This is a genomic window from Sphingomonas kyeonggiensis, assembly GCF_014204495.1.
GTDB lineage: Bacteria > Pseudomonadota > Alphaproteobacteria > Sphingomonadales > Sphingomonadaceae > Sphingomonas > Sphingomonas kyeonggiensis_A.
In genome coordinates this window covers 1,141,905-1,155,062 of record NZ_JACHLN010000002.1, presented here as the reverse complement: position 1 = coordinate 1,155,062, position 13,158 = coordinate 1,141,905, and the positions used below count along the sequence as shown (strand labels likewise).

The 13,158-nt window shown below is 68.7% G+C and carries 16 protein-coding genes; 8 read left to right on the top strand and 8 right to left on the bottom strand.

From position 1 onward, the window contains the following. Window positions 1-77: 77 nt before the first annotated feature. On the bottom strand, window positions 78-1,007 hold the full coding sequence (miaA, locus tag HNP52_RS13110) for a tRNA (adenosine(37)-N6)-dimethylallyltransferase MiaA (RefSeq protein WP_184167750.1): 930 nt from the start codon (window positions 1,005-1,007) through the stop codon (window positions 78-80). On the opposite strand from miaA, the gene serB reads away from it, so the two are divergent. After that, window positions 1,000-1,878: a phosphoserine phosphatase SerB gene (serB, locus tag HNP52_RS13105; RefSeq protein WP_184167748.1), complete on the top strand. Its 879-nt coding sequence runs from the start codon at window positions 1,000-1,002 to the stop codon at window positions 1,876-1,878. The two genes, miaA and serB, sit on opposite strands and share 8 nt — an antisense overlap. 143 nt (window positions 1,879-2,021) lie before the next feature. Here the strand turns inward: serB and HNP52_RS13100 are convergent, their stop codons facing one another. The 3 genes from HNP52_RS13100 to HNP52_RS13090 form a co-directional block, all read right to left on the bottom strand. Next, on the bottom strand, window positions 2,022-2,432 hold the full coding sequence (locus HNP52_RS13100; RefSeq protein ID WP_184167746.1) for an endonuclease domain-containing protein: 411 nt from the start codon (window positions 2,430-2,432) through the stop codon (window positions 2,022-2,024). A 123-nt stretch (window positions 2,433-2,555) separates the two neighbouring features. Beyond that, the gene (locus tag HNP52_RS13095) at window positions 2,556-3,347 is read right to left on the bottom strand and encodes a MipA/OmpV family protein (RefSeq protein WP_184167744.1); all 792 of its coding nucleotides are present in this window, start codon (window positions 3,345-3,347) and stop codon (window positions 2,556-2,558) included. Between the two features lie 215 nt (window positions 3,348-3,562). Continuing rightward, window positions 3,563-4,501 carry an SPOR domain-containing protein gene (locus HNP52_RS13090; RefSeq protein ID WP_184167742.1) on the bottom strand — a complete coding sequence of 313 codons (939 nt, stop codon included), beginning with the start codon at window positions 4,499-4,501 and terminating at the stop codon, window positions 3,563-3,565. A gap of 174 nt (window positions 4,502-4,675) precedes the next feature. Between HNP52_RS13090 and HNP52_RS13085 the strand changes: the two genes are divergently transcribed. From HNP52_RS13085 to HNP52_RS13065, 5 genes are all read left to right on the top strand, one after another. Further along, window positions 4,676-5,389 (top strand): ParA family protein, encoded by a 714-nt coding sequence (locus HNP52_RS13085; RefSeq protein WP_184167740.1) that lies wholly within the window; start codon window positions 4,676-4,678, stop codon window positions 5,387-5,389. Then, a complete protein-coding gene (locus tag HNP52_RS13080; RefSeq protein ID WP_184167738.1) occupies window positions 5,389-5,997 on the top strand; it encodes a hypothetical protein in 609 nt (202 codons plus the stop codon). The genes HNP52_RS13085 and HNP52_RS13080 overlap by 1 nt, the downstream gene beginning before the upstream one ends. Window positions 5,998-6,007: 10 nt before the next feature. Continuing rightward, window positions 6,008-7,387 (top strand): SPOR domain-containing protein, encoded by a 1,380-nt coding sequence (locus tag HNP52_RS13075; RefSeq protein WP_260396074.1) that lies wholly within the window; start codon window positions 6,008-6,010, stop codon window positions 7,385-7,387. A 143-nt stretch (window positions 7,388-7,530) separates the two neighbouring features. Further along, window positions 7,531-7,716: a hypothetical protein gene (locus HNP52_RS13070; protein WP_184167734.1), complete on the top strand. Its 186-nt coding sequence runs from the start codon at window positions 7,531-7,533 to the stop codon at window positions 7,714-7,716. Next, the gene (locus HNP52_RS13065; protein ID WP_184167732.1) at window positions 7,713-8,105 is read left to right on the top strand and encodes a DUF1801 domain-containing protein; all 393 of its coding nucleotides are present in this window, start codon (window positions 7,713-7,715) and stop codon (window positions 8,103-8,105) included. The genes HNP52_RS13070 and HNP52_RS13065 overlap by 4 nt, the downstream gene beginning before the upstream one ends. A gap of 107 nt (window positions 8,106-8,212) precedes the next feature. Here the strand turns inward: HNP52_RS13065 and HNP52_RS13060 are convergent, their stop codons facing one another. Further along, the gene (locus tag HNP52_RS13060) at window positions 8,213-8,608 is read right to left on the bottom strand and encodes a hypothetical protein (RefSeq protein WP_184167730.1); all 396 of its coding nucleotides are present in this window, start codon (window positions 8,606-8,608) and stop codon (window positions 8,213-8,215) included. Window positions 8,609-8,697: 89 nt separating this feature from the next. On the opposite strand from HNP52_RS13060, the gene HNP52_RS13055 reads away from it, so the two are divergent. Next, a complete protein-coding gene (locus tag HNP52_RS13055; protein ID WP_184167728.1) occupies window positions 8,698-9,318 on the top strand; it encodes a DJ-1/PfpI family protein in 621 nt (206 codons plus the stop codon). A gap of 111 nt (window positions 9,319-9,429) precedes the next feature. Here HNP52_RS13055 and HNP52_RS13050 read toward each other — a convergent pair whose 3' ends face one another. After that, entirely contained in the window at window positions 9,430-10,611 is a 1,182-nt protein-coding gene (locus HNP52_RS13050) for a dihydroorotase (protein ID WP_260396139.1), read from the bottom strand. A gap of 163 nt (window positions 10,612-10,774) precedes the next feature. After that, window positions 10,775-11,764 carry an aspartate carbamoyltransferase catalytic subunit gene (locus tag HNP52_RS13045; RefSeq protein WP_184167722.1) on the bottom strand — a complete coding sequence of 330 codons (990 nt, stop codon included), beginning with the start codon at window positions 11,762-11,764 and terminating at the stop codon, window positions 10,775-10,777. Between the two features lie 138 nt (window positions 11,765-11,902). Between HNP52_RS13045 and HNP52_RS13040 the strand changes: the two genes are divergently transcribed. After that, window positions 11,903-12,691: a hypothetical protein gene (locus HNP52_RS13040; RefSeq protein ID WP_184167719.1), complete on the top strand. Its 789-nt coding sequence runs from the start codon at window positions 11,903-11,905 to the stop codon at window positions 12,689-12,691. Here the strand turns inward: HNP52_RS13040 and ruvX are convergent. Next, entirely contained in the window at window positions 12,688-13,149 is a 462-nt protein-coding gene (gene ruvX / locus HNP52_RS13035) for a Holliday junction resolvase RuvX (RefSeq protein WP_184167716.1), read from the bottom strand. The two genes, HNP52_RS13040 and ruvX, sit on opposite strands and share 4 nt — an antisense overlap. Window positions 13,150-13,158: the final 9 nt, after the last annotated feature.

Sequence of the window (13,158 nt, the reverse complement as noted above, 5' to 3'; positions counted from 1 at the left end):
GGCCTCCGTTTGTTGCGGTGCGGGAAACACCGCCGAAGGGCGCTGCTACCCGCACGAAAACTACGCGTCAAGCCGAATTATAGTAATTTTGTTTCGAATTGCTCGACGAGTCTGTTTGTTTGTGTCTCGTCCGTGCGCTCCCACTCCGGCGGAGGCTGGCGGCGGAACCAGGTGTATTGCCGCTTGGCGTACTGGCGGGTGGCGAGCGAGCCGGCGAAATGTGCTTCGTCCATGTTGCTCTCGCCGGCGAGCGCCAGGCCGATCTCGCGCACCCCGATCGCGCGCAGCACGGGGGCGTCGTCGGGCACGTCGGTGCGGGCGAGCAGCGCCTCGACCTCGCCCTTGGCGACATTGACCATATGGCGGAAGCGGCGATCGATCCGGTCGGCGAGCCAGGTGCGGTCGGGCAGGAGGATCGTCGCGGCGACACGGATCTCGTGGCCGATCCCGCCATGCCGCTCGGCCTGCCACTCGGCGAGCCGCTTGCCCGTGGAGCGGACGACTTCGAGCGCGCGCGAGATGCGCAGCGTGTCGATCGGGCCGAGGCGAGCGGCGGCATCGGGATCGAGCCGCATGAGCTCGGCGCGGGCCTGTTCGACGGTAAGGGCGCGGACCTCGCTGCGGATCAGCGAATCGATCTCGGGCACCGGGGCGATGCCGTCGAGCAGGGTGCGCATGTACATGCCGGTGCCGCCGACCAGGATGGGGAGGCGGCCGGCTGCATGCGCTTCGTGGATCGCAGCCCGCGCCTCCGCTGCCCAGCGCCCGGCCGAATAGGCTTCGGCGCCGTCGACATGGCCGAACAGCAGGTGCGGCGCGCGCTTCTCTTCCTCGACGCTGGGCCGGGCGGTGAGCACGCGCAGATCGGCATAGACCTGCATCGAATCCGCATTGATCACGACGCCGTCATGTTTTTCCGCAAGGGCGAGCGCGAGCGCGGACTTGCCGCTCGCGGTCGGCCCTGCGATGAGCGCCACCATTGGCAGTTCAGGGGATCCGATGTTCATCGCGACGCTTATAGCAGATGGTCTGGCCGCAGGGCAGCTTTCGGAAGCCGCTGATCGGCTGGCTTCGGTGCATTGCGGACCCGGAAGCGTGCGCTGGATCGATGAGGGCCGCGCGGCGGACCTGGAATTCAGGATGCATCCCGATGCGGCGCGAGCGGCGCTGGAGGGGGCGTTTCCCTTCACCGATGTGGCGGTGCAGCCGGCCGAGGGGCGCGCGAAGAAGCTGCTGATCGCCGACATGGATTCGACGATGATCACCGTCGAGTGCATCGACGAGCTGGCCGATTTCGCAGGGATCAAGGCGCAGGTCGCCGAGGTGACCGAGCGGGCGATGCGCGGCGAGCTCGATTTTGCCGAGGCGCTCGATGCGCGGGTGGCGCTTCTGAAGGGACTTTCGGAAAGCGCGATCGAGCAGTGCCTGCGCGAGCGGGTGAAGCTGATGCCGGGCGCCAAGGCGCTGGTGCGGACGATGCGGGCACGGGGCGCGACCTGCGTGCTGGTCTCGGGCGGGTTCACGCGGTTCGCCGAGCCGGTGGGCAGCGAGATCGGGTTCCACCGGATGATCGCCAACAAGCTGGTGATCGCGGATGGCGTGCTGACGGGCGAGGTCGAGAAGCCGATCGTCGACAGCGCGACGAAGCTGGATACGCTGCTGGCGGTGCGGGACGAACTGGGGCTGAGTGCTTCGGACACGCTCGCGGTGGGCGACGGCGCCAACGACCTGGCGATGATCCGCGAGGCGGGGCTGGGGGTTGCGTACCACGCCAAGCCGATCGTCGCGGCGGCGGCAGGGGTTCGGGTGGATCATGGCGACCTGACCGCGCTGCTGTATGCGCAGGGGATTGCGAAGGCGGAGTGGGTGGAGGTTTAGGAAATTCCCCTCCCTGCAAGGGAGGGGTTAGGGGTGGGTTAGAAAAGGTCGGGCTCGATGCCCGGCCTTTTCTATTTCGCGGGCCGGTAGCTCGGCTCGCTGCGCTCGCAACCCCTCCCTTGCAGGAAGGGGAGTAAGCGGGATCAGCTCCAGCGTGGCTTTCTTGTCCTTCCTTCTCTAGAAGGCATGGGTTCCGGATAGACGCCATCCAAACGCTCTGCCGTCCGTTCCAGAATATGCTGAACCGCGCCTTCCGGATTCGACAGCACCTCGGAATTCCAGAGACGGATGATGCGCCAGCCTTCTGCTTCCAGATATGCCGTGCGGCGCTCGTCCTGCTTGGCGTTTGCGATGTGCTGGCTGCCGTCGAACTCGACGCCAAGCTTCGCTTCCCGACAGGCCAGATCGATGATGAAAGGCGCGAGTATATGCTGGCGCGTGAAAGCTGGGCGATAGCGCGAAATCAGGTGCCAGACGGCGAGTTCGGTGAGAGTCGGATTGTTACGCAGCTCCCGGGCGCGGGCGAGCAGCGCTGGATCGATGCGGCGGACCATAGGGCGAGCGTATCAGAAGCGAGCTGTGCTCGCTAACCCACCCCTAGCCCCTCCCTTTCAGGGAGGGGAATCAGGTTGTGCCGCACGAAAGCGGGAGAGGGCTAAGAAGGCAGAAGAGGTTGCTCAGCGCACACCCTTGCCGAAGGTGAAGCTCAGGCCCAGGCCGCCGGAGAACTGGTCGCGGCTGCCATAGGGCTTGGTGGTCAGAGGGCTGTCGGCGCCGTCGCCGGTGAGGCGGTCGTAGCGGGCATAGCCGTAGACGCCCCAGTGGCGGCTGAACTGGCGGGTGGCGGTGCTGCTGACCCCGAGCGCGTGGACCGCGCTGCCGTCTGCCCGGTAGACCGGCAGGCCGGTGCGGGCCGCGACCGCGGGGGTGACGTCGAAATAGGCGCGGCGGTATTTCGCGTCGGACAGGGTGACGCGCGGGCCGATCGCGACCAGCCATTTGTCGCCGTCGCGCATGACATAGTCGAGGCCGGCGCTGCCGATCAGGCCCTTGTGGCCGTTGATACCCTGGCGCAGCTCGGTGTGGAGGCGCAGCGAGCTGGCCAGCCAATATTGAGCATAGCCGCCCAGCTCGACCGTGGTGCCGACCTCGTCGATCTGGGCGCCGGCTTCCTTGCGGTGGCGCGAGCCCTGGAAATTGGCGGCGGGGCCGATCTCGAACCCGCCCGACTTGAACGCCGCGAAGCCGAAGCTGTCATCTGCTGCCTCGAAGGGGAAGGGATCGTCGCCGCGCGCGATCGCGACATCGACCAGCGGGCTTAGCTGGACCTTGTCCGAACCCGGATAATTGGGCGAGAGCTGCGGGCCGAGCGAGACGCGGTAGCGCTTGGGCGGCTTGCTCTCTCCCTCCTGCGCATGGGCGGGAAGGGCGAGGACGAGCAAAGGCGCGAGCGCAAGGAAGCGGATCATGGCGCCCTAACGCCACGATCCGGCTTTTGTTGCAACTGCGATATGACCGAAGCGGTGTGGGTTTGCGGTGGGGCGCACTCTCGAGGGTGTCGTTTCCCAAATCTCCACCGTCATCCCCGCGAAGGCGGGGATCCAGGGTAATGGAGCGATGTTCCTTGCAACTCTGGATCCCCGCCTTCGCGGGGATGACGGAGAATGGAAGGGGCAGGAAGGCCCTAGTTGCTGACCGGCACGCAGGGGCTGATGCCGCGACAGGCACCCGCTGCCTCGGCGCGGCTGGCGAACGGGCCGACCAGCACCTTGGTGAGGCTGCCGGCCTTTACATAGCTGACCGAGCGGCCGGGGAAGCGGTTGCCGACCTGGCTCCACAGCTTGCGGGCATTGCCGGGATCGCCGAACGCGCCGAGCTGGAGGCGCCAGCCGCCGTCGCGGATCGCGGTGGTGGCTGGCGCCGGCTGGGTACGGACCGGCACGGGCACCGGGCTGGGCGTGGCGCGCGGCGGCGTGCGGACCGGGACGGTGCGAGGCGGCTGGGCGCTGGCGACCTCGACCGGCGGGTTGCTGCCGGGCAAGGGCGCGCGATTGGCCTCTTCCTCGTATTTGCGTGCGAGGGCGAGGCCGGCCTGGCGGTCCTGCACGGTCATGTACTTGTCCATCTGGGCGATCGCGCCCGAGGCCTCGGCGAGGCCCGACTGCGAGGAGCGGGTGACCAGCGCATAGGCGCGGATCCAGTCCTTCTGGACGATGTCGCCGTTGAAATACATCGTGCCGAGCACATACTGGGCGCGGGGATCGCCGCGGCCGGCGGCGCGCTGGAGCCACGACGCCGCGGCATCGCGCTTGCCATTGGCGAAGAGGGCGAGGGCATAGCTGGCCTGGGCCTGCTCATGGCCCTGGGCGGCGGCCTTGCCATACCAGGTCTCGGCCTGGTTGAGATCGGCCTTGACGCCGCGGCCGAGCTTATAGGCCTGGCCGAGATTGAACTGCGCGTCGGCATCGCCCTTCATTGCCGGGCCGCGCCAGCGATCGACTGCGGTCTTGTAATCGCCGCGCTCCCAGGCCTCCACGCCCGCCTTGACCGGATTGTCCTGCGCGAGCGCAAGCGGGGTGGCCAGCGCCAGCCCGGCAACAGCGATCAACCCCAGCAGCTTCATGCGACCTTCGACTCCCACCCCGGATGAATGGCTAAATGGCAGTTAACCATCATTTGTGAAAGAAATCCTTAGCCCGTCTTCTCCGGAGAATCCCGGGGCGGAACGCTGTTAACGCATTCTTAGACGACCGCATGGCATCCCCACGCTCGGGTAACTGGTATTTCGAGGGGGTTCATGCGCGTTCTCGCGTTGGCATCGCAGAAAGGCGGATCCGGCAAGACGACCTTGTCGGGCCATCTCGCCGTGCAGGCGGAACGGGCGGGCTGCGGCCCGGTCGTGCTGATCGACATCGACCCCCAGGGCTCGCTGGCCGACTGGTGGAACGAGCGCGAGACGGATCTTCCGGCCTTCGCGCAGACCACGGTCGCGCGGCTCGCCTCGGACCTCGAGATCCTGCGCCAGCAGGGTTTCAAGCTCGCGGTGATCGATACCCCGCCGGCGATCACGATGGCGATCCAGAGCGTGATCGCGGTGGCCGAGCTCATCGTCATCCCGACCCGCCCGTCGCCGCATGACCTACGCGCCGTGGGCGCCACGGTCGACCTGTGCGACCGCGCGGGCAAGCCGCTGATCTTCGTGGTCAACGCCGCGACGCCCAAGGCGCGGATCACCAGCGAGGCCGCCGTCGCGCTGTCGCAGCACGGCACGGTCGCGCCGATCACGCTGCACCACCGCACCGATTTCGCGGCCTCGATGATCGACGGCCGCACCGTGATGGAAGTCGACCCGAACGGGCGCTCGGCCGGCGAGGTCGAGGCGCTGTGGACCTATATCAATGACCGGCTGGAGAAGAACTTCCGCCGCACCGTGTTCGCGGCTCCGACCGCGGTCAACCAGTTCGGCGCGGCGCGCCCGGGTGGCGGCTTTGGCCGCCGGGTGGTGAGCTGATGTTCGGCACCCCGAAACCCACCGCTTCGCTCTCCTCGAGCTTGCTCGCCCGCAAGGGCCAGGCGCGGCCGGCGATGCGCCCGCAGGGCTTTGTCGGGATGAACCCGGCGACCGCCCAGGACGATCTCGGCTGGAACGACATGGGCGACGAGAGCGCCCAGCCGCAGCAGTTCGTGCCCGAGCCGGCGCCGATGCCCGCGCCCAAGCCGCAGGTGCTTCGCCAGATCGAGCAGCTCGACGAGCGGTTCAGCCAGCCGGCCCCGGTCCCCGCACCGGTGCCGGTGACCCGGCCGCGCGTGCCGGCACTGCCGCCGGTGGTGGAGGAGGTCGCCGAGCCGGCTCCGGTCGTGGCTTCGGTTCCCGCTCCGCAGGCTCCTGCGCTGGCTCCGGCCGCTGCCGAGCGGCTCGCCCGCGAAGTGGCCAAGAAATCCAAGGCGGCGTTCACGCTCCGCCTCGACAATGACCGGCATTTGCGACTGCGCCTCGCATCGGCCGTAACCAACCGTTCGGCGCAGCAGATCGTGACCGAGGCGCTCGACGCCTTTCTCGAATCGCTGACCGAGGTCGAGACGCTCGCGCGTCAGGTCGGCCCGGCCGGGAACCGGTAAGGACTGGATGATGAAGATCCGTAGCAAGCTCGTGATCGGCCTTTCGGCGCTGGCCGCCGGCGGTACGCTGGCAGCCGGCATTACGACCCAGGGCTTCGCGCTCTCGGCCTTCGCGACCGACGCGCCCAACGCCAAGAAGGCCGCGCAGGAAGCCGGGGCCGCGCGCAAGGCGATTGCCAAGCGCAAGGCGGGCGATGCCGTCGCCCATGCCGAGGCCGCGGTGGCCAACGACCCGCAGAACGCCGAATATCGCGCGCTGCTGGGCCAGGCCTATCTGCTCGCCGGCCGCTTCGCCTCGGCGAACCAGGCGCTGGCCGACACGCTGACCCTCAACCCGGGCGACGGGCGCGCCGCGCTCAATCTCGTGCTCGCCAAGATCGCCGGTGGCGACTGGCCGGGTGCGCGCGCGATGCTCGACAGCCATGAGGATACGATTCCCGCCGCCGATCGCGGCCTGGCCTATGCGCTGGCCGGCGACCCGGTGAAGGCCGTCGAGATCCTGGGCCCGGCCGCTCGCGCCGAGGACGCCACCGCCAAGACCCGCCAGAACCTGGCGCTCGCGCTTGCGCTTTCGGGCCGCTGGGCCGAGGCCAAGCAGGTCGCGTCGGTCGACGTCGCGCCGGATCAGCTCAACGCGCGGATGATGCAGTGGGTGAACTTCGCCCGCCCGACCAACGCCTATGACCAGGTCGCCGCGCTGCTCAACGTCACGCCGGTGCAGGACCTCGGCCAGCCGGTACGCCTGGCGCTGGCGCAGCAGAATGTGATGCTCGCCGCCGCGACCGTCCAGCCGGTGCAGACCGCGCCGGCGCCGGAAGCGGTCGACACCTATATGCCGGGCGTGCCCGCCAACGCCGAAGCGGTTGCCGCCGAGGCCGGCGTCTCGACCGCGGTTGCTGCGGCGGCTCCTGCCGTGGCGGTGACCGAGGCCAATCCGGTCGCCGGCACCAATGCCGGCGTCGTGTTCGGCCCGCGCGCGGAAGTGGTGCAGTCGGTTCCCGTCGCCGCGGTGCGGGCCTCGGCGCCCAGCGTCGCCGTTGCCGCCAAGGCGCCGCGCCTGATCGAGAAGAGCGCGGTGGCCGCCAAGCCGTCGCGCGGCAATTTCTATGTCCAGCTCGGCGCCTATGTGAGCCCGGCGGTGGCGCGCGATGCGTGGAACCGCATGGACGACCGCGTTCCGGGCCTTGCCGGTCAGACGCCCTATGGCGCCAAGGTCTCGACCAAGGCGGGCAATTTCTATCGCCTGTCGGTGGGCGGCTATGACCGCAGCGGCGCCAACGCGCTGTGCCAGCAGATCAAGTCGAGCGGCCAGACCTGCTTCGTCCGCGCGGGCGCGGGCGATGCGACTGCCGCCTGGGTGAAGCCGGGCACGCGCCTCGCCGCACGCTAACGAATTTTCCCACTCCCATCGGGAAATAGGAAAGGCCGGGGCGGCGACGCTCCGGCCTTTTTCGTTGGGCTTGACGAATGCATAACCCGATGGTTATGAGAAATGCATAGCCGGAAGGTTATGTATTCGAGGGAGGATATGCCATGCTACGTCAGGTCCACCGCTGGAGCGGGTTCATTTTCAGCATCGCCGCGGTCGTGAACATCATCGCGGTGATCCTGCAGGCCAACGCGCAGTGGCTGGGGCTGCTCGCGGTGCTGCCGCTGCTGGTGCTGTTGCCGACGGGGCTCTACATGTTCGCCAAGCCCTATTTCGCGAGGAACGCATGAGCGAGGACAAGACCGCCGCCGAGCAGATCGACGCCCGCATCGCGGCGCTGGACGACTGGCGCGGCGCGACGCTGGCGAAGGTGCGCGCGATCATCCACGCGGCCGATCCGGAGGTGGAGGAGACGTGGAAATGGCGCGGCGTGCCGGTGTGGGAGCATGCCGGGATTATCTGCACCGGCGAGACCTACAAGGCGGCGGTGAAGCTCACCTTCGCCAAGGGCGCTTCGCTCGGCGATCCGAGCGGGCTGTTCAATTCGAGCCTGGACGGGAATGTGCGGCGTGCGATCGACATCCATGAAGGCGAGGCGATCGACGAAGCGGCGCTGACGGCGTTGATCCGCGAGGCGGTGGCGGCGAATCTGGCGAAGCCGGCGCGGGCGAAGAAGTAGGGGAGGCGCTGTTTCTCCTGTTCCCCGGCGAAAGCCGGGGGCCAGAGCCAAGCAGGACATCGCCAGTGACCCTGGGCACCGGCTTTCGCCGGGGAACAGCCAGGCAATCATCGCCGCGCGGCGTCGGCCTCGTCGTACATCGCGCCGATCCGGCGGCGGAAGCCCTTGAAGCCCGCTTCACGCGTGGCGCGGTCGATACAGGCTTTGGCGATCGGCTCTAGGGTGGCGAGATCCTGGCGGGCCAGTGCCAATGCCTGCTTCGCCTCGGGCGTTTCCAGCGTGCGCTCGGGCAGGCGCTGCGTGTACCAGGAATTGCCGACGAAGAACGCGCGCCGCGCCTCGGCGGGGGCATTGGTGCGCTCGGCATTCTGGCCGGCGACGCCCAGCACGACCGCGCAGTGGAGCTTGTTCTTCGGGTTGAGACCGTCGGCTCCCCCGGAGGCGCAGCCCGCAGCGAAAAGCGATCCCGTGAGCAGTGCGGCGGTTTTTATAGGAATAGCCATGACAGGCTGCCTAGGCCGAGGCGATTAATGCATGGTTGCACTGTGCGCCGCCTGATAGGACCAGAGTACAGGTTTACGGGAGTCTTCAGGTGCAGATCGCGGTGCTGACATTCGACGGGTTCAACGAGCTCGACAGCTTCGTCGCGGCGGCGATCCTCAACCGGATGAAGGCCAAGGGCTGGATGGCCCACATCACCTGCCCAAGTGCGCAGGTCACGTCGATGAACGGCGTTACGGTCACCGCGCAGAAGCCGCTGGCGTTCGCGGCCGAAGCGGATGCGGTGCTGATCGGCAGCGGCATCCGCACGCGCGAGATCGCGGCGGATGCGGAGATGCTCGCGCGGATCCGGCTCGATCCGGCGCGCCAGCTGATCGGGGCGCAATGCTCGGGCACGCTGCTGCTCGCGAAGCTCGGGCTGATCGGTTCGCTGCCGGCCTGCACCGACCTTACCACCAAGCCCTGGGTGATCGAAGCGGGCGTCGAGGTGATCGACGCGCCGTTCGTGGCGCATGGCAATGTCGCGACCGCGGGCGGCTGCCTGGCCTCGCAATATCTGGCGAGCTGGATGATCGCGCGCGGTTCCTCGCTCGCCGATGCCGAGGCGGCGATCCATTACGTCGCGCCGGTGGGGGAGAAGGAACTCTACGTCGAGCGGGCGATGGGGGTGATCGCGCCGTTTGTCGAGGCGGGCGAGAGGGTTGCTGCGTAACCGTCATCCCGGCGAAAGCCGGGATCTCGTGCGGCTCTTTCCCCGCGCCTTCGCCTGAGATCCCGGCTTTCGCCGGGATGACGGGGAGGGCCGGGGTCTACGGCTATTGCGTCACTCGATCTCGCGCCCGCCCTTGAACACGCGGTGGACCTTGCCCTGGACGGGCAGCCCGTCGAACGGGGTGTTGCCGGCGCGGGCCTTCATCTTCGTGCCGTCGACCAGCCAGGGGGCGTCCGGGGCGAAGAGGATGAAGTCTGCGGGCTTGCCGGGCTCGAGCGTGCCGGCGTCGAGGCCCAGGATCCGCGCCGGATTGGCGGCGAGCAGTTCGAACAGCCGCTCCATCGTCAGCGTGCCGTCGCGGACGAGGCCGAGCGAGAGGGCGAGCAGGGTCTCGGCGCCGGACATGCCTTCGTCGGCGTCGATGAAGGGCAGGCGCTTGCCTTCCGGCCCGCGCGGGTCATGGCCCGAGGCGATCACGTCGATCGTGCCGTCGGCGAGCGCGGCGAGCACCGCCTGGCGATCGCTTTCGGCGCGCAGCGGCGGCGAGACGCGGGCATAGGTGCGATAGTCGCTGACCGCGATGTCCGACAGCAGCCAGTGCGCCGGGGTGACGCCGCAGGTGACCTTGACGCCGCGGCGCTTGGCCTGGCGGACCAGGTCGAGACCGGCGGCGGTGGTGACCTGGCGGAAATGGATCCGAGCGCCGGTATCCTCGGCGAGCATCGTGTCGCGGGCGATCGCCAGTGCCTCGGCGATGGCGGGGGCGGCCGCCAGGCCCAGGAGCGTGGCGGTGAGACCTTCGGTGGCGACGGCGTCGCCCGCGAGGCCACTATCCTCGGCATGGATGATCACGGTGAGGCCGCAATCCCTGGCATAGGCGAGGACCTTGCGCATCACGCCCGCATTCGCGATCGAGCGGCGGCCGGTGGCGACAGCCTTGGCGCCGGCGCTGGCGTTGATCGCCATTTCGGCAAGGTCGGTGCCCTGGAGCCCGCGCGTGGCGGCGGCGAGGGGGTGGACCCAGAGGTCCGGCTTCCCCATCAGCGCGGCGCGGCGGATGATGCCGGGATCATCGAGGATCGGTGACTGATCGGGCATCAGCCCGACGCGGGTAATGCCGCCGGCGCGGCAGGCGGCGCGATCGACCGCGAACACGCCGAGATCGATGATACCGGGAGCGAGGGTGAGGCCCTTGCCGTCGATGGTCTCGATGCTGTCGGTTGGCGTGGCGATGGTCTCGCCGGAGAAGGCGAAGCTGGTGGCGCCGCCGAGCACGCGGACGTTGTTGAACAGGCGGGTCACGCGGTAATTCCTTCGGCCTTCCAATTACCTTCGTCATCCCCGCGAAGGCGGGGATCCAGGGTCATTGAAGACGTCGCTTTGTTACCCTGAATCCCCGCCTTCGCGGGGATGACGGGGAAGGGGGGCGGGGTGACGGAGGGGAGAAGGATGCAGGTCATGCCCAGCCCTCCACGCCGCGTTCGGCTCGGGTCAGGACGTCGAGGCAGGCCATGCGGACCGCCACGCCCATCTCGACCTGCTCGGTGATCGCGCTGCGATCGGGATCGTCGGCGACCGAGGAGTCGATCTCGACGCCCCGGTTCATCGGGCCGGGGTGCATGACCAGCGCATCGGGCTTGGCGCGGGCGAGGCGCTCGGGCGTCAGGCCGTAGCGGGCGTGGAACTCGCGGGTCGACGGGATGAAGCCGCCGGCCATGCGCTCATTCTGGACGCGGAGCATCATCACGACATCGGCGCCCTCGAGCGCGGCGTCGAAATCGGTGAACGGCGTGACGTAGAGCCCCTCGATCGCCGGGGGCATCAGCGTGGAGGGGGCGACGACGCGGACCTCGGCGCCGAGTGCGGTCAGCGCCAGCATGTTCGAGCGGGCGACGCGGCTGTGGAGCAGGTCGCCACAGATCACCACGCGCTGGCCGGCCACCGAACCGCGACGGCGGCGGATCGTCAGCGCGTCGAGCAGTGCCTGGGTCGGGTGCTCGTGCCAGCCGTCGCCTGCGTTGAGCACCGGGCAATCGACCTTGTCGGCGATCAGCTGCACCGCGCCCGAGGCCATGTGGCGGATGACGATCACGTCGGCGCGCATCGCGTTCAGCGTGACCGCGGTGTCGATCAGCGTCTCGCCCTTCTTCACCGAGCTTTGCGCCGCGTGCATGTTGACCACGTCAGCGCCCAGCCGCTTGCCCGCGATCTCGAAGGAGAGGAGCGTGCGAGTGGAGTTCTCGAAGAACGCGTTGATCTGGGTGAGCCCCTCGAGCCGGCGGTCGCTGCGGGCGCGCGAGCGGTTCGCTTCGATCCATTGTTCCGCTTCGTCGAGCAGGAACATGATCTCATGGGGCTGGAGACCCGCAATGCCGGTGAGGTGCCGGTGCGGGAAGACGGCGCGGCCCTGTATCTGGGCCGCGGGGCGATGATCTGAGGCTTGCATTAAAGCCGTCGCCTAGACCCCCGGACGCGGTGGCGCAAGGAGTCTCGCATCTGCCGCAAATCGCAGATAGGAATGCGCCCGCGTATCGTTTCGGGGGGAGCGTTCGTGCAGGGCTGGTGGGTTTCGTTTCTCGGCTGGATGACGCGCGATCCCGCGTGGTGGGCGGCGTTCCAGGCCGGGGCCTTCTTCTTCGCATTGGGATTGGTGCTGGTGCTTGCGCTGCTGCCCTGGTGGCTGGCGCGGGTCGAGCGGGCGCGCTGGCGGCCGATGCGGCGCATGCTGGCGCTGGCGGCGCTGCAGGCGCACCGCGATTGCGGGGAGAATGTGCTGGCGCTTTCGCGCGAGTTCTTCCGCGAGAATGGCGCCGCGCCGCTCGACCGGCTGGTCCGTGCACGGGCGACGATCGAGCGGCAGGCGGCGGACGGAGCGCGGTTCGGGCGGACGATGGCGGTCTATGCGCCGGCGGTGGATGCCCGGCATGCGGCCCTGCTCGCCGATACCGCGGCGCTGGCGGAGCTGGCCGGGCGTACGCTTGCGGGGCTCACGCGCCTTTATCTGGGGCAGGCGACGGTGCGGGTCGGCGCCAATGCGGTGCATGGCGACGATGCGCTGGGCTATGCGCCGGCGCAGCTGGTGTCGCTGTCCTATGTCGCCGAGATGGAAGCGCTGGCGGACGGCTTTGCCGAAGCGGCGGCCGGGCATCGCATGGGCCTGGAGAAAGTACTGGGGCGGCGGGCGCGCAAGGCGGTGCGGCCGGAGCTGGAGCGGATCGATGCCGATGTCGCGATGCTGAGCGCGGACGTGCAGCGCTTCTGCGGCAGGTTGCAGCCGGTCGATGCGGGGGACGTGACCTACAAGACCCGGGCACAGGGCGAGCGCGGGAACCGTACGCTCGACGCGCTGATCGCCCGGTTCGACCGGCGCTAGACGTTCACCAGCGCGTCGATCGCCGCCTGCAGGATGTGCGCGGCGGCCATGTTGTCGATCATCTCGGCACGGCGGGCGCGGCTGAAATCCTGCTCGATCAGCGTGCGTTCGACCGCGACGGTGGACCAGCGCTCGTCCCACAGCAGGATCGGCATGCCGATATCGTCCATGTTGCGGGCAAAGGCGCGGGTGGACTGGGTGCGCGGACTGTCGGTGCCGTCGAGATTGAGGGGGAGGCCGATCACCAGCCCCTTCACCTGCTGCGCGGTCATCAGCGCCTGGAGCGCCGCCTTGTCCTTGGAGAATTTGGTGCGGCGGACGAGCTCGGCGGGGCTGGCGAAGCTCCAGCCGGCATCGCACAGGGCGGTGCCGATCGTCTTGGTGCCGACGTCGAGGCCGATCAGGCGGCCGCCGGCGGGCAGGGCGGCGCGGAATTCGGCGGAGGCGGTGGTGATCATCGCCCCCCT

Coding starts and splice junctions, on each gene's coding strand:
- HNP52_RS13070 (WP_184167734.1), top strand. CDS start 7,531: ATGCTACGTCAGGTCCACCGCTGGAGCGGGTTCATTTTCAGCATCGCC.
- miaA (WP_184167750.1), bottom strand. CDS start 1,007: ATGAACATCGGATCCCCTGAACTGCCAATGGTGGCGCTCATCGCAGGG.
- HNP52_RS13080 (WP_184167738.1), top strand. CDS start 5,389: ATGTTCGGCACCCCGAAACCCACCGCTTCGCTCTCCTCGAGCTTGCTC.
- HNP52_RS13040 (WP_184167719.1), top strand. CDS start 11,903: ATGACGCGCGATCCCGCGTGGTGGGCGGCGTTCCAGGCCGGGGCCTTC.
- HNP52_RS13090 (WP_184167742.1), bottom strand. CDS start 4,501: ATGAAGCTGCTGGGGTTGATCGCTGTTGCCGGGCTGGCGCTGGCCACC.
- ruvX (WP_184167716.1), bottom strand. CDS start 13,149: ATGATCACCACCGCCTCCGCCGAATTCCGCGCCGCCCTGCCCGCCGGC.
- HNP52_RS13060 (WP_184167730.1), bottom strand. CDS start 8,608: ATGGCTATTCCTATAAAAACCGCCGCACTGCTCACGGGATCGCTTTTC.
- HNP52_RS13045 (WP_184167722.1), bottom strand. CDS start 11,764: ATGCAAGCCTCAGATCATCGCCCCGCGGCCCAGATACAGGGCCGCGCC.
- serB (WP_184167748.1), top strand. CDS start 1,000: ATGTTCATCGCGACGCTTATAGCAGATGGTCTGGCCGCAGGGCAGCTT.
- HNP52_RS13065 (WP_184167732.1), top strand. CDS start 7,713: ATGAGCGAGGACAAGACCGCCGCCGAGCAGATCGACGCCCGCATCGCG.
- HNP52_RS13085 (WP_184167740.1), top strand. CDS start 4,676: ATGCGCGTTCTCGCGTTGGCATCGCAGAAAGGCGGATCCGGCAAGACG.
- HNP52_RS13100 (WP_184167746.1), bottom strand. CDS start 2,432: ATGGTCCGCCGCATCGATCCAGCGCTGCTCGCCCGCGCCCGGGAGCTG.
- HNP52_RS13095 (WP_184167744.1), bottom strand. CDS start 3,347: ATGATCCGCTTCCTTGCGCTCGCGCCTTTGCTCGTCCTCGCCCTTCCC.
- HNP52_RS13075 (WP_260396074.1), top strand. CDS start 6,008: ATGAAGATCCGTAGCAAGCTCGTGATCGGCCTTTCGGCGCTGGCCGCC.